Origin of the sequence: Sphingomonas sanxanigenens DSM 19645 = NX02 (genome assembly GCF_000512205.2) — a bacterium.
GTDB classification, from domain to species: domain Bacteria; phylum Pseudomonadota; class Alphaproteobacteria; order Sphingomonadales; family Sphingomonadaceae; genus Sphingomonas_D; species Sphingomonas_D sanxanigenens.
The window spans coordinates 4,160,528-4,174,628 of record NZ_CP006644.1; the positions used below are offsets into that span (position 1 = coordinate 4,160,528).

General features: G+C 65.6%; 13 protein-coding genes. 12 read left to right on the top strand and 1 reads right to left on the bottom strand.

Annotated elements, in window-relative coordinates; translation table 11 throughout:
• Positions 1 to 102: 102 nt before the first annotated feature.
• The gene (locus NX02_RS18910; RefSeq protein ID WP_025293763.1) at positions 103 to 1,230 is read right to left on the bottom strand and encodes an IS5 family transposase; all 1,128 of its coding nucleotides are present in this window, start codon (positions 1,228 to 1,230) and stop codon (positions 103 to 105) included.
• Between the two features lie 299 nt (positions 1,231 to 1,529).
• Between NX02_RS18910 and NX02_RS18915 the strand changes: the two genes are divergently transcribed.
• The 12 genes from NX02_RS18915 (at position 1,530) to NX02_RS18970 (ending at position 14,096) form a co-directional block, all read left to right on the top strand.
• Complete coding sequence (locus NX02_RS18915; RefSeq protein ID WP_245648642.1) at positions 1,530 to 2,366, top strand: HEPN domain-containing protein; 837 nt, start codon at positions 1,530 to 1,532, stop codon at positions 2,364 to 2,366.
• Positions 2,367 to 2,527: 161 nt separating this feature from the next.
• Positions 2,528 to 4,552, top strand: coding sequence for a conjugal transfer protein TraG (locus NX02_RS18920; protein ID WP_025293765.1), 2,025 nt, complete (start codon positions 2,528 to 2,530; stop codon positions 4,550 to 4,552).
• A 7-nt stretch (positions 4,553 to 4,559) separates the two neighbouring features.
• Entirely contained in the window at positions 4,560 to 4,964 is a 405-nt protein-coding gene (locus tag NX02_RS18925) for a hypothetical protein (protein ID WP_025293766.1), read from the top strand.
• Positions 4,961 to 5,980 carry a P-type conjugative transfer ATPase TrbB gene (trbB, locus tag NX02_RS18930; RefSeq protein WP_425424014.1) on the top strand — a complete coding sequence of 340 codons (1,020 nt, stop codon included), beginning with the start codon at positions 4,961 to 4,963 and terminating at the stop codon, positions 5,978 to 5,980. Before NX02_RS18925 ends, trbB begins: the two co-directional genes overlap by 4 nt.
• Position 5,981: 1 nt before the next feature.
• Entirely contained in the window at positions 5,982 to 6,317 is a 336-nt protein-coding gene (locus NX02_RS18935) for a TrbC/VirB2 family type IV secretion system protein (RefSeq protein WP_025293768.1), read from the top strand.
• Positions 6,314 to 6,589 (top strand): VirB3 family type IV secretion system protein, encoded by a 276-nt coding sequence (locus NX02_RS18940; RefSeq protein WP_245648643.1) that lies wholly within the window; start codon positions 6,314 to 6,316, stop codon positions 6,587 to 6,589. Before NX02_RS18935 ends, NX02_RS18940 begins: the two co-directional genes overlap by 4 nt.
• Positions 6,583 to 9,021, top strand: coding sequence for a conjugal transfer protein TrbE (trbE, locus tag NX02_RS18945; protein ID WP_025293770.1), 2,439 nt, complete (start codon positions 6,583 to 6,585; stop codon positions 9,019 to 9,021). Before NX02_RS18940 ends, trbE begins: the two co-directional genes overlap by 7 nt.
• A 6-nt stretch (positions 9,022 to 9,027) precedes the next feature.
• Complete coding sequence (trbJ, locus tag NX02_RS18950; protein WP_025293771.1) at positions 9,028 to 9,786, top strand: P-type conjugative transfer protein TrbJ; 759 nt, start codon at positions 9,028 to 9,030, stop codon at positions 9,784 to 9,786.
• 111 nt (positions 9,787 to 9,897) lie between these two features.
• A complete protein-coding gene (gene trbL / locus NX02_RS18955) occupies positions 9,898 to 11,202 on the top strand; it encodes a P-type conjugative transfer protein TrbL (RefSeq protein WP_025293772.1) in 1,305 nt (434 codons plus the stop codon).
• 19 nt (positions 11,203 to 11,221) lie between these two features.
• A complete protein-coding gene (gene trbF, locus NX02_RS18960) occupies positions 11,222 to 12,022 on the top strand; it encodes a conjugal transfer protein TrbF (RefSeq protein ID WP_025293773.1) in 801 nt (266 codons plus the stop codon).
• Positions 12,019 to 12,879 carry a P-type conjugative transfer protein TrbG gene (gene trbG / locus NX02_RS18965; RefSeq protein ID WP_025293774.1) on the top strand — a complete coding sequence of 287 codons (861 nt, stop codon included), beginning with the start codon at positions 12,019 to 12,021 and terminating at the stop codon, positions 12,877 to 12,879. The genes trbF and trbG overlap by 4 nt, the downstream gene beginning before the upstream one ends.
• Positions 12,876 to 14,096 carry a TraB/TrbI/VirB10 family type IV secretion system protein gene (locus NX02_RS18970; protein WP_025293775.1) on the top strand — a complete coding sequence of 407 codons (1,221 nt, stop codon included), beginning with the start codon at positions 12,876 to 12,878 and terminating at the stop codon, positions 14,094 to 14,096. Before trbG ends, NX02_RS18970 begins: the two co-directional genes overlap by 4 nt.
• The last annotated feature ends 5 nt before the right edge of the window (positions 14,097 to 14,101 follow it).

Consider the following 14,101-nt stretch of genomic DNA (forward strand, 5'->3'; position numbering starts at 1 on the left):
CGCCGGGCTCGAAGGGTTTATCGGGCAACGGTTTGGGGAAGTCGGCATCAGGTGGCAATCGTTGGCTGCCAGAACCCGCCGTGTGGCGGATTCCTCGCATAGCTACGCCCTCGCCATCAGTTTTGGCAGACGAACCAGATTGTACGCCGCAGCGGTCAGCGTGAAGTTCCATCCTACGCGGTCCTGCCCTCGATGCCGGGTCTTGCGCAGGTTTCCGCTGGTCTTGGCCCAGCCAAAGACCTCTTCGATCCGTTTCCTGATCCGCATCGAAACGGCGTAGCCAGGGTGCCGGGTGGTGCGTCTATCGATAGCGGATCGCCTGTTGGCATTGTTCTGGGCGACGTGCGGGGTAACGCCAATGTCGCGTAAGGCGGCGACGAATCCGGCTGTATCGTAGGCTTTGTCCGCCGCCAGCGTGATGCGATGGCGCCCTTTCATGCGGGAAAGCATGGTCAGCGCGGCCTCCCGTTCGGCCGTGCCCGTGGCGTGAGTGAGCGTCGCATCGACGACGAGGCCATGCCGGTTCTCCATCAGGACGTGGGCCATGTGGCACAGCCTCGCGGCTTGGCCGCGTGCCTTCTTGAACAGGCGGGCGTCAGGATCGGTGGTGGAGGCGTGGGTGGCGTTGGTTCGCTTCTCGCCATGGAAATCGCGTTCGGCGTTCCGCCCCTTGGCCTTTGCCTGTCCGCTCTGACCGGTGCCCGAAGCGCTGTCGTCGTCGTCACCGCCCGAAGCCTCGCCGTCCTTGGGCTTGAAGCTCTTCATGCTGGCCCACGCTTCGATCAGGGTGCCATCCACCGAGAAGTGGTCGTCTGACAGGAGCGCCTGCACACGAGACTGCCCTACGATCGCGGACAGGAACCTGGCGGCGATGTCCCCGGCCAGCAGCCTCTCCCGGTTCTTGGTGAAGACCGTCACATCCCAGATCGGCGCATCCATCGCCAGGCCGACGAACCAGCGGAAAAGCAGGTTATAATCCATCTGCTCCATGAGCTGGCGTTCCGAGCGGATCGTATAGAAAGCCTGCAGGAGCAATGCGCGCAGCAACTTCTCGGGCGCGATCGATGGCCGGCCAATGCGCGAATACATCGCATCGAAATCAGCGGACATCACCTCGAGAGCTTCGTCGACGATCGCGCGAATCGCCCGAAGTGGATGGTTCGCCGGGACCCGGGCTTCGCAGCTCACGTAGGAAAACAGGCCTTCGCTCCGGTAATCGCCGCCGCGCATCTCAAATCCTCCAACCTCAGCCGAAGGCGTATGAATCACCTCAAGGAGCTCAACGAAAGCGCCTTTTTCCGCAGCCTGCTAAATAAGGAACTGACGAAGGTAAGCCGGCTTAAACAGCGGCCGCGCCAAGGCTCGAAGTCAATCTTTCCCAAAACCGGGTCGGCAGCATATTTCTGCAGCAGCACATAGAAGGCTTGCTAAGAGCCCACTTACCCACGAGAATCCGTTTCGTGAAAAGCGAAATAGACCATCTGCCCTCGGTCCAGCAAGGTGAGCTGGACCTGGTGAAGCAACTACTGATGGGCGAGTTCGCCGAGGCGACGGGGCGCGCGAACCAGCCGTGGAAGAAGAACGGCCGCATCCTTAAGGTCATCCTGTTCGGCAGCTATGCGCGGGACGATTGGGTCGATGAACCCGAGAATGGCTACCAGTCCGACTACGATCTGCTGATCATCGTCAGCCATCCCGATCTCACCGACATCGCCGACTACTGGTACGTCGCCGAGGACAAGATCCTGCGCGATACCGCGATCACGCGGCCAGTGAATATCATCGTCCATACCCTGCAGGAGGTGAACCAGGCGCTGAGCCGGGGCGAATATTTCTGGGTCGATATCGCTCGCGACGGGATCGTTCTCTACGAATTGCCAGGGAGTGCGCTTGCCACGCCGCAGCCGCTGACGGCGGCCGATGCCTATGAGATGGCGTCCACCTACTTCCAAGACTGGCTGGCCAAAATCGACAGCGGAATCAAACTGGCATCATTCGCACTCCAGGAAGGCGAATTGAAAGACGCGGCTTTCCTGCTCCATCAAGTAACGGAGCGGGCCTATATCTGCTACCTTCTCGTCCGCACTCTCTATTTCCCGCGCTCACACAACATCAAATTCCTGCGTTCGCTCGCCGAGGACAGCGAACCCCGCCTGATCGAGGCATGGCCCCGCGCGACCCGGATTGACCGCCGCCGCTTCGAGCTGCTGAAGCGCGCGTATGTCGAGGCCCGCTATTCGGCCAGCTACGAGATCGGCAATGACGACCTCGCCGCGCTTTCGCAGTCGGTCCGCGCTCTCCGCGATATCGTCGAGACTGTTTCGCGCGAACGCGTCGAAACGCTCCGGACAGACGCCGGCCTCTAACCGCCGGACGACGCCTGCCGGATAGGTTCCGGTTCCACCATTCGGCCAAAGCAGGCCGACGCGAGCCCATCAGCACCCATCAGCCCCGTTCCGTTTTTCGAGCATGTCACCGAGTCTGAATCCGCCCCAGCCGATCCTGTTCGGCGGGCGGGAGCCTCGACGTGACACCCACCAAATTGCTCATCGGCCAGATCCTTGTCGTCTTCGCGATCGTCATCGCGGGGGTGTGGGCCGCGACACAGTGGGCAGCGGCAATGCTGGCCTATCAGCCCGAACTGGGGTTGCCGTGGTTCCGGCTTGGCAATGTGCCGGTCTATCATCCCTGGGCGCTGTTCGGCTGGTGGTATCACTATGATGCCTATGCCCCGATCGTCTTCGACAAGGCGGGCATGCTCGCTGGCGCCAGCGGTTTCGTCGGCTGCGCGGCGGCGATCTTCGGCTCGCTGTGGCGCGCGCGCCAGTCGAGCAACGTCACCACCTATGGTTCCGCCCGCTGGGCAAGCCCCCGCGAGATCGAGCGCGCCGGGCTGCATCGCGATGCGGGCGTCATGCTTGGCACGCTCGGCGGGCGCTATCTGCGCCATGACGGCCCCGAGCACATCATGGCGTTCGCGCCAACGCGATCGGGCAAGGGCGTGGGCCTTGTCGTGCCCACCTTGCTGTCCTGGACCGGCTCGACCGTCGTCCACGATATCAAGGGAGAGAACTGGACGCTGACCGCCGGATGGCGCGCGCGGTTCTCGCACTGCCTGCTCTTCAATCCCACCGACGCCGCGTCGGCGCATTACAATCCGCTGCTCGAAGTCCGGCGCGGCATCGACGAGGTGCGCGACGTCCAGAACATCGCCGATATCCTGGTCGATCCCGAGGGCGCGCTCGAACGCCGCAACCATTGGGAGAAAACCAGCCACTCGCTGCTGGTCGGGGCGATCCTCCAAATCCTCTACGCCGAGGAGGAGAAGACGCTGGCGCGGGTCGCTAGCTTCCTGTCCGATCCCCAGCGCAGCTTCGTCGCCACGCTCCAGCGGATGATGACCACCAATCATCTCGGCGACGACAAGAATCCCAGGGTCCATCCCGTCGTCGCCTCCGCCGCGCGCGAACTGCTCAACAAGAGCGAGAACGAGCGTTCGGGCGTGCTGTCGACGGCCATGTCCTTCCTCGGCCTCTATCGCGATCCGACCGTGGCCGAGGTTACCTCGCGCTGCGACTGGCGAATTGCCGACCTGATCGAGGCCGAGCGCCCCTTGTCGCTCTACCTCGTCATCCCGCCATCGGACATCAGCCGCACCAAGCCGCTGATCCGCCTTGTGCTCAACCAGATCGGCCGCCGCCTGACCGAGCGACTCGACCAGCCCGGAACATCCTCGCGCCGGCATCAGTTCCTGATGATGCTCGACGAGTTCCCGGCATTGGGCCGCCTCGACTTCTTCGAAACCAGCCTCGCCTTCATGGCCGGCTACGGCATCCGCGCCTTCCTGATCGCCCAAAGCCTCAACCAGATCGAGAAGGCCTATGGCGAACACAACGCCATCCTCGACAATTGCCATGTCCGCGTCGCCTTCGCGACCAATGACGAGCGCACCGCCAAGCGCATTTCCGACGCGCTCGGCACCGCGACCGAGCAACGCGCCATGCGCAACTATGCCGGCCACCGGCTCGCGCCCTGGCTCGCGCACGTCATGGTCAGCCGCCAGGAGACCGCCCGCCAGCTCCTGACGCCGGGCGAGGTCATGCAGCTTTCCCCCGACGAAGAACTTGTGCTCGTCTCCGGGCTCGCGCCGATCCGGGCGTTCAAGCTGCGCTACTTCCGCGATCCCAACTTCGCGACGCGCGTCGCGCCCGCGCCGGTGCTGGCGTCAGGCCAATATGTCGATCGGCCGAAGTCGCGCGGCGACGACTGGTCCAACCAGGTGCGCGGCACCGATGACCGGCTGCACCAGGCGGAGGACGCCGCAGGCGGCGAGGACGATGGCGGTATGCAGCAGCAGCGCCATCCCGGCCTTCCCGAACAGGTTTCCAAGGCGACCGACGCCGCCGAAACGCGCGATCCCCAGATCGTGCCCGACGACGACGATGTCGCCGCCGACAAGCGCGCCATGGACCAGGCGCAAGGGCAAAACGCCGTCGTCCGGGGTCATGCCATCAACGAGGGCGCGAAGCGCGACCTCATACCGGATTTCTGAGGCCGCGATGAAGATCCGCCAGAACCTCTATATCGACCGCGAACTCAGCGATGCGCTGGAAGCGCTCGCCGCCGGTCCGCGCGGCAACAAGAGCCACCTCGTCAACGATGCGCTGAAAGACTGGCTGGCGCGCCGCGGGACAAAGGAAATCGACGATCTCCTAAAGGTTCGCCTCGACCGTCTGACCCGCGAGCTCGCGGGCGCGCGGCGCGACATCGATGTGCTGCTGGAGAGCCTGTCGCTGTTCGTCCGCTACCAGCTGATGGTGACGGCGCCGTTGCCCGAAGCCGATGCCGCTGCCCGCGCCATCGGTCGCGACCGGTTCGAGGCGTTCGTCGCGCAGGTCGGCCGCCACCTCGCCGGTGGCAGGCGGACGCTTGTTCCCCCTGAGGCCGATGGAGACGCATCATGATGCCGTCTCGCACCGACAGCGTTTCGACAGAGCGCCGCCATGCCATGCTGCGCACCGCGATGGGGCCGGCAATTGCCGCCGCACTCAGCGACCCGCGCGTCATCGAGATCATGGTCAATCCCGACGGCGCGCTGCGTGTCGATATCCTCGGCGAAGGCCGTGTCGATACCGACGTGACGCTCGATGCGCCCCAAGTCGAACGGATCATCCGGCTGGTGGCGTCCCATGTCCGGTCCGAGGTGCATGGCGACAAGCCCATCGTGTCGGCCGAACTGCCGCCGCTCGGGCATGGCGCCGGCGAGCGGTTTGAGGGAATCCTTCCGCCGGTTTCAACTGCGCCGTGCTTCTCGATCCGCAAACCCGCGGCCCGCATCTACACGCTGATGGACTATGTGACCGACGGCATCATGTCGGCGGAGGCCGCGCGCCTCCTGTCGCTCGCTGTCGTCGACCGCCGCAACATCCTCGTCGCTGGCGGGACCAGTTCGGGCAAGACAACGCTCGCCAACGCGCTGCTTGCCGAGATGGCCCATCTCGACGAACGGGTGATCCTGATCGAGGACACCCGCGAGCTGCAATCCCCGGCGCGCGACACGGTCGCCCTCAGGACCCGGCCAAGCTCATCCGACAAGAACACCGCCGTCACCATGGGTGATCTCGTGCGCTCGACGCTGCGGCTTCGGCCCGATCGCATCATCGTCGGCGAGGTTCGCGGCGGCGAAGCGCTGGACATGCTCAAGGCCTGGAACACCGGTCATCCCGGGGGAATCGCGACCGTCCATGCCAATAGCGCTGCCTCCGCACTCTACCGGATCGAGCAGCTCATCCAGGAAGCCGTGGTCACCGTGCCGCGCCGCCTGGTCGCCGAGGCCATCGACATGATCGTGTTCATCGCCGGGCGCGGCACCGCGCGGCGCGTCGAGACGATCGCCCGCGTCGCCGGGCTCGACCCCGACGGTGGCTACGCCGTCGTCGATCTCACCCCGACCCTGACCCCTGACTTGCAAGGAGACTGACATGAACATTTTTCGCATTCCCCGCCGCGACGGCTTTTTCGCCACCGGGCTGATGCTCGGCCTGTCGATCACCATGACCAGCCGCGCATACGCCAGCGGTTCGGGCATGCCCTGGGAAGAGCCGCTCCAGCAAGTGCTGGAATCGGTCCAGGGACCGGTCGCCAAGATCGTCGCGGTGCTGATCATCATTTCCACGGGGCTCGCGCTCGCATTCGGCGAGACCTCCGGCGGCTTCCGCAAGCTCATACAGATCGTCTTCGGCCTGTCGATTGCGTTCGCCGCTTCGAGCTTCTTCCTGTCCTTCTTCAGCTTCGGCGGCGGGGCGCTCGTCGCGTGAGCCACATCGACAACGGTCATGTTGCTGGCTTCGAGGTGCCGATCCACGCCAGCCTGGGGCAAACCATCCTGCTCGGCGGGGCGCCCCGCGGCATCGCGATCATCAACGGCACGGTCGCGGCGGCGGTCGGGCTGGGCTTGCAGCAATGGCCGGTCGGGATCGCGATCTGGGCCATCGGCCACACCATCGCTGTGTTCGCTGCCCGCGGCGACCCGGACTTCGTGCCCGTGCTGCTTCGCCATCTGCGCCAGAAAGGATATCTGGCATGCTGAACCTCGCGGAATACCGGTCGCGTGCCGATCGGCTCGCCGACCATCTGCCATGGGCCGCGCTGGTCGCACCCGGCGTCGTCCTCAACAAGGACGGCAGTTTCCAGCGCAGCTTCGCCTTTCGCGGCCCCGATCTCGAAAGCGCGACCGAGGCGGAACTGGTGTCGGCCTGCGCGCGGGCGAACAATGTCCTCAAGCGCCTCGGCTCGGGCTGGGCCTTGTTCTTCGAGGCCGAGCGGCGCGAAGCGCTCGGTTATCCCGAGAGCGTCTTTCCCGATGCAGCGTCGTGGCTGGTCGAGCAGGAGCGGCGTGCCGGGTTCGAGGCCGAGGGCGAGCATTTCGAGAGCCGCTTTCACGGCACGCTGGTCTGGTTGCCACCCGCCGACAGCACCGACGCGGCGGGACGAACACTGGTCGAACGGCCTGACGACGCGAAGGGGCGGGACTGGCACGCCAGCCTGGCGGGCTTCATCGCCGAGACCGATCGCGTGCTCGATCTCCTGTCGGGCTTCATGCCTGAGGTGCGCCCCTTGAGCGACGCAGAGACGCTGACCCATCTCCACGGCACGATTTCCAGCCGGCAGCACCCGGTCGCCGTGCCGGAAACGCCGATCTATCTCGATGCGCTGCTCGCCGACACGTCGCTGGTGGGCGGGCTGGAGCCGAGGCTTGGCGACCGCCATCTGCGCACGCTGACCGTACTGGGATTTCCCAACCTCAGCCGGCCCGGCATCCTCGACGCGCTCAACCATCAGGATTTCGGCTACCGCTGGGTCACGCGCTTCATCGCGCTCGACAAGACCGACGCGACCAAGGTGCTGACCAGGATCCGGCGGCAATGGTTCAACAAGCGCAAGTCGATCACCGCGCTGCTGCGCGAGGTGATGTACAACCAGCCGGTCCAGTTGCTCGACACCGACGCCGACAACAAGGTGGTCGATGCCGATCTCGCGCTGCAGGCGCTTGGCGGCGATCATGTCGCTTTCGGCTATCTGACGACGACGATCACGGTGTCGGACGCCGACCGTGATCGTGCCGAAGACAAGGTCCGCGCCGTCGAGCGGATCGTCAACGGCCTCGGATTTACTGCCAAGCGCGAAGGCGTCAACGCGGTCGAAGCGTGGCTGTCGTCGCTGCCCGGCCAGGTCTACGTGAATGTGCGCCAGCCGCTGGTCCATACCCTCAACCTCGCCCATCTCATGCCGCTGTCGTCGGTCTGGGCAGGACCGACGGAAAACCGGCATCTCGGCGGGCCGCCACTGCTCTGCGCGCAGACCAGCGGATCGACACCGTTCCGCCTTTCGACCCATGTCGGCGATGTCGGACACATGCTCGTCGTCGGCCCGACTGGTGCTGGCAAGTCGGTGCTGCTGGCGCTGATCGCGCTGCAGTTCCGGCGCTATACCGGCTCCCAGCTCTATATCTTCGACAAGGGCTATTCGGCGCGCGCGGCGGTGCTGGCAATGGGCGGTGCCCATCATGCCCTCGGCCTAGGCACGGACAACGGCGAGACGCTGGCGTTCCAGCCGCTGCGCCGGATCGATGATTCGAGCGAGCGGAGCTGGGCGGCGGAATGGATCGCGGCACTGCTGGCGCACGAGAAGGTCATGGTGACCCCCGAGGTGAAGGACGCCGTCTGGTCGGCGCTGGGCAGTCTCGCATCGGCGCCCCCGGAGGAGCGCACGCTGACCGGCCTCGCCATGCTGCTCCAATCGAATGCGCTGCGCACCGCACTCACCGCCTACACGCTCGACGGCGCCTATGGCCGCCTGCTCGACGCGGCCGAGCAGCATCTCGCGCTCGCCGACGTCCAGTGCTTCGAGACCGAGTCGCTGATGGGACAAGCCGGCGTCGTCGCGCCGGTGCTGACCTATCTGTTCCACCGGCTCGAGGAGCGCTTCGACGGACGGCCGACCTTGCTGGTGCTCGACGAGGCCTGGATCTTCCTTGACCATCCGCTCTTCGCCGCCCGCATCCGCGAATGGCTTAAAGTCCTGCGCAAGAAGAATGTCGCGGTGCTGTTCGCAACGCAGAGCCTAGCGGACATCGCCGACAGCAGTATCGCGCCGGCCATCATCGAAAGCTGCCCGCAGCGCATACTGCTGCCCAACGACCGGGCTATCGAGCCGCAGTCGCGCGCCGCCTATGAGCGGTTCGGCCTGAACTCCGCCCAAATCGAGCTGGTCAGCCGCGCCACCCCCAAGCGGCATTATTATCTGCAATCCGCACGCGGCAACCGCCTGTTCGAACTCGGCCTCGGCCCGATTGCGCTGGCGCTGTGCGGCGCCTCCGATCCCGCGACCCAGGCGCGCATCGACGCGCTGCTGACCGAGTACGGCGCGCAGGATTTCGCGGCCCGCTTCCTTGAAGGGGCCGGTCTTGACTGGGCCGCCGGCCTCCTCGCCGATTTCCCCGCCCCCCAAGCCAAGGAGTAACATGTGATGCGTATCCCGATCCGTAAATATCTGTTGGCGACCGCGCTCGGCGCCGGCGCCATCGGCTCGCTGGCCTGCGCACTGATCGAGCCAAGCGCGCCCGCCCATGCGCAGTTCACCGTGTTCGATCCGAGCAATTACAGCCAGAACCTGCTCACTGCCGCGCGAACCCTCCAACAGGTCAACAACCAGATCCGCTCGCTGCAGAACGAGGCCCAGAGCCTGATCAACCAGGCGAAGAATCTCACCACGATCGGCTTTCCCGAAATCCAGGCGATCACGCAAACGCTCCAGCAGATCGACCAGTTGATGGGTCAGGCGCAGGGCATCCAGTTTCGTGTCGAGGATCTCGACCAGCAATTCCGCCAGCTCTTTCCCCAGAGCTTCAACCAGGCGATGACCATGAACGGCCATGTTGTCGCCGCGCGGACGCGGCTCGACACCGAGATGACGGCCTACAGGCAGACGATGGGCGTGCAGGCGCAGGTCGCCGAGAATGTCCAGGCTGACGCGCAGACCCTGAACAGCATCGTATCGCGGAGCCAGAGCGCCGAGGGCGCGCTGCAAGCGCAACAGGCGACCAACCAGTTGCTCGCGCTGACCGCCAAGCAGCAGTTCCAGATCCAGAACCTGATGGCGGCACAATACCGGGCGCAGACGATCGAGCAGGCTCGCCGCGCGCAGGCCGAGATCGACGCACGCGCCGCGACCACCAAATTCCTCGGTTCCGGCTCGGCCTACAGCCAATTGCCTCCTGGCCAATAGGCCCGAGCCGGTGCGCGGGCAGCGGCGAATTCGCCTCTTCGCCGCTGCCGCCGCGGGGTTCGATTGCGCTCCCCAGATCGGACCCCGCGGCTTCATTCACAGGATTTTCCCATGAACGACCTGAACGTCATCGATCGGTTCCTGCAGACCTTCATCCGCTACATCGACAGCGGGTTCGGGCTGCTGGGCGGCGACGTCGCCTTCCTGACGACGACCCTGATCGGCATCGACATCACGCTCGCCGGCTTGTTCTGGGCGATGGGCGGCGAGCAGGACGTGATCGGCCGCTTCATCAAGAAGATCCTCTATATCGGCGCGTTCGCGTTCATCCTGAACCGCTTCTCGACGCTCGCCGACATCATCTTCCGCTCCTTTGCGGCGGCCGGCCTGACTGCCGGCGGCGGCACGCTCTCGGCGGATGATCTGCTGAAACCCGGTCGTCTCGCCGGCACCGGCTTCTCGGCGGCATGGCCTATGCTCGACCAGGTCTCGAAGCTGATGGGCTTCACCAGCTTCTTCGACAATTTCCTGACCATCATCGTGCTGCTGTTCGCATGGGCGATCGTGATCATCGCCTTCTTCATCCTCGCCGTGCAGATGTTCGTGTGCATCGTCGAGTTCAAGCTGACGACGCTCGCCGGTTTCGTGCTGGTGCCGTTCGCGCTCTGGAACCGGACCAGCTTCCTCGCGGAGCGCGTGCTCGGCAATGTGTTGAGTTCCGGCATCAAGGTCATGGTGCTCGCCGTCATCGTCGGCATCGGCTCGAATTTTTTCAGCGAGTTCACGACCGCGCTCCAGGGCCAGGAACCCGACATCGGCCAGGCCATGAGCCTTGTGCTGGCATCGCTCACGCTGTTCGGCCTCGGGATCTTCGGTCCCGGCATCGCCTCGGGCCTCGTCGCGGGCGCTCCGCAACTGGGCGCAGGTGCGGCGGTCGGCACGACCATTGGCGCGGCCGGTGTCGTCGCGCTTGGCGGCGGCGCTGCGATGGGCGCGGTCCGTGCGTTTGGCGGGGCCGCGCTCGGTGCGATCCGGGCCGGCACGACCATGGGTTCGGCGGCTTCTGCCTCCTACCAGCTCGGCCAGACCGCGGCCGGATCTTCGAGCCTCGGCGCCGGCATCGGCGGCATGGCGCGGGCGGCGGGGAACGCCGTTCGCCAGAAAGCGTCGGCGACGCTGGGATTGGGTGAGGCCGCCGAGCGCGGGCGCGACGCCGCTTGGGGCCTGCTCAACGGCGGGGCCGGTTCGACAGCGTCATCTTCGAATGCCGTCGCCGATGCGGCGCCGTCCTGGGCACGCTCGCTGCGTCGCCAGCAGGACGCCCGTCACCACCGCGATGTCGCGCTTCAGACACTGAAGGAAGGCGATCGCGGCGGCGCTTCTGCCACCCCCGACATCAAGGAAAGGGAAGATTGAGCCATGATTTTCATATCCCATGCTCTTTAAGCGCGCCGTCCAGCGCTACGCGCAGACACCCCAACCGGAGACGCCCTATCAACGCGCCGGCCAGGTCTGGGACGACCGCATCGGGTCGGCCCGCGTCCAGGCCCGCAACTGGCGGTTGATGGCATTCGGCACGCTGTCGCTGTCGACCGCCATGTCGGGCGCACTCATCTGGCAGTCGCTGCAGAGCCGGGTCACGCCCTATGTCGTCGAGGTCGATCGCCTGGGCGAGGCACGGGCCGTGACCGAGGTCGAAGTCGGCTACCGCCCCACCGATCCCCAGATCGCCTGGCATCTGGCAAAGTTCGTCGAGAATGTCCGCGGCGTCTCGCTCGATCCCGTGCTGATGCGCCGTAACTGGCTCTCGGCCTTTGCCTTTACCACGACGCGCGGAAGCCAGTTTCTCAGCGATTATGCGCGGGCGGCGGATCCGTTTGCCGGGATCGGCCAGCGCACCGTTTCGGTCCAGGTGACCAGCGTCATCCGTGCATCGGATCGCTCCTTCCAGGTGAAGTGGACCGAGACCGCCTATGAGCGCGGGAGCGCGGCAGGCTCCTCCCACTGGACCGGCATCCTGACGATTCAGATGAAGCCGCCGGTATCCGCCGACACGCTCCGGAAGAACCCGCTTGGCATCTACATCGACGCGATCGACTGGAGCCGCGAACTCGAGCCTGCGGGGTCGACTGCGCCTACGCGCACCGCGCCGCCGCCCAGCGACGTGCCGCTCGGCTCGCCGCTCGACCCGAACCTTGCCGTTTCACCGACCGTCAATCCGGAGACTCAGCCATGACGAGAACGCTCGCAATCGCCGCGCTGCTGACGCCTTGCCTGATCCTTGCCGACACCAGCGCGGGGGCTACTTCGCCACGCGATAGTTCCAAGCGCGCTTCTACGCCGATTGTCGGCGCCGACGGCGCGCGGACGATAGAACCCGTCGCGCAGGGCTTCATCAACGCCGTGCAGGTCTATCCGTTCGCCGACGGCGCCATCTATCATGTCATCACCGCACCCGAGCGAGTGACCGATATCGCCTTGCAACCGGGTGAGACGCTGGTCGCCGTGGCCAGTGGCGACACGGCGCGCTGGGTGATCGGCGATACCATCAGCGGGTCGGCCACGGAACGGCGGACGCATGTGCTCGTCAAACCGTTCAGTGCCGGCCTGGCGACCAACCTCGTCATTACTACCGACCGGCGGACCTATCACCTCAACCTGACCAGCAGGACGAAGTCGGCGATGGCCGCGCTTTCGTGGACTTATCCGCAGGACGCGCTGATCGCCTTGAAGCGCACGGCCGCGGCCGCCGAGGCGGCGGCACCGGTGGCGGCCGGGGTCGAGGTCGAGCAGCTTCATTTCAACTATGCCGTGTCGGGCGATCGACCCGCCTGGCGGCCGCTCCGCGCGTTCGACGATGGGCGCCAGACCTTCATCGAGTTTCCGGCGACGCTGGCGGTCGGCGAAGCGCCACCAATTTTTCTGGTGGACGGGAAGGGCGAGGCTCAACTCGTCAACTACCGCGTAAAGGGTCGCTTCTATGTCGTGGATCGCATCTTCGACGTCGCTGAACTTCGCCTCGGCACGAAGCACCAACAGATTGTCCAGATCCGCCGGGTGGCGGAAGGTGCGCCCAAGCGGAGGGGATCATGACCGCCGAGGCAGCATCCCCGCCGGCACCCGAAGCCCCAGCCATCCCGGCCAAGGTGGATCCGGAAACGCTGGCGCTGCGCGCGCAGCCCGCGCCGGCGATCCGCTTCAAGCGAGGGGCGATTGTGGGAATCGCGGCGCTTGGCTCCGTCAGCCTGATGGCGACGGCCTGGGTAGCCCTGCGGCCGTCCGCATTGCACATCGCTGGACAAGCCGATGACCCGCCGGTTGCGGCAAAGGCGCCCGCCGACACCCTCGATCGTCTGCCGGACAGCTATGGTGACGTACCGAAGCTCGGGCCACCTTTGCCGGGCGACCTCGGCCGGCCGATCCTCGAGCATCAGCGCGCTCTGGGTATCGGGCCGAAGGGCGGTGAAGCGGCGCGTACTGACCAGGCAGCGGTGATCGAACGGGATCGAAGGGCTGCAGAACTGAAGGCAGCACGTGAGTCGGGGGTGCTGGTACAATCGGGCAATCGCACCGATCCGGGCCGCCTTGCCGATGCGACGCCATCCATGCCATCCGTCCCGGTCCCCGACGCGTCGCGGCTCGCGATCGATCCCGATCGTGACCCCAATGCCCAACAGCGCAAGACTGATTTCGTCGCTGCGCGCGACACCGGCGGCGATGTCAACGCGCATCGGCTGAGCCCGCCGGCGTCGCCGAACATGCTGTCCGCGGGCAGTGTCATCTCCGCCAGCCTGATCACCGGGCTCAGGTCCGACCTGCCCGGTCTGGTCACTGCCCAGGTAACGGAGCGGGTCTTTGACAGTGCGACGGGCAGCATCCTCCTCATTCCGCAGGGCGCGCGGCTGATCGGCAGCTACGATAGTGTCGTCGCCTTCGGGCAGAAGCGTGCGCTGGTCGTGTGGCAGCGGATCATCTTGCCCGATGGCAGTTCGATCCGGCTCGACAACGTGCCTGCAACGGACCCGTCCGGTTATGCCGGGCTCGCGGACAAAGTGGATTTCCACACCTGGACACTGCTCAAGGGCGTCGCGATCTCGACGTTGCTCGGCGTGGGGGCGAACGTGACCTTCTCCGGGGAGAGCGATCTCGTCCAGGCGATACGGGAATCGACGCAGCAGAACGTGTCGCGCGCCGGCGACCAGATCACGTCCCGCAACCTGCAAATCCAGCCGACCATCACGATAAGGCCTGGCGCGCCAGTCCGGTTGGTTGTGCATCGCGATCTCATCCTGGCTCGCTGGACGGAATAGGAGGA

Bases quoted from the DNA above. Each gene is read 5' to 3' on its own strand.
- NX02_RS18910 (WP_025293763.1), bottom strand. From the start codon at position 1,230: ATGCGCGGCGGCGATTACCGGAGCGAAGGCCTGTTTTCCTACGTGAGC.
- NX02_RS18915 (WP_245648642.1), top strand. From the start codon at position 1,530: ATGGGCGAGTTCGCCGAGGCGACGGGGCGCGCGAACCAGCCGTGGAAG.
- NX02_RS18925 (WP_025293766.1), top strand. From the start codon at position 4,560: ATGAAGATCCGCCAGAACCTCTATATCGACCGCGAACTCAGCGATGCG.
- trbB (WP_425424014.1), top strand. From the start codon at position 4,961: ATGATGCCGTCTCGCACCGACAGCGTTTCGACAGAGCGCCGCCATGCC.
- NX02_RS18935 (WP_025293768.1), top strand. From the start codon at position 5,982: ATGAACATTTTTCGCATTCCCCGCCGCGACGGCTTTTTCGCCACCGGG.
- trbE (WP_025293770.1), top strand. From the start codon at position 6,583: ATGCTGAACCTCGCGGAATACCGGTCGCGTGCCGATCGGCTCGCCGAC.
- trbJ (WP_025293771.1), top strand. From the start codon at position 9,028: ATGCGTATCCCGATCCGTAAATATCTGTTGGCGACCGCGCTCGGCGCC.
- trbL (WP_025293772.1), top strand. From the start codon at position 9,898: ATGAACGACCTGAACGTCATCGATCGGTTCCTGCAGACCTTCATCCGC.
- trbF (WP_025293773.1), top strand. From the start codon at position 11,222: ATGCTCTTTAAGCGCGCCGTCCAGCGCTACGCGCAGACACCCCAACCG.
- trbG (WP_025293774.1), top strand. From the start codon at position 12,019: ATGACGAGAACGCTCGCAATCGCCGCGCTGCTGACGCCTTGCCTGATC.
- NX02_RS18970 (WP_025293775.1), top strand. From the start codon at position 12,876: ATGACCGCCGAGGCAGCATCCCCGCCGGCACCCGAAGCCCCAGCCATC.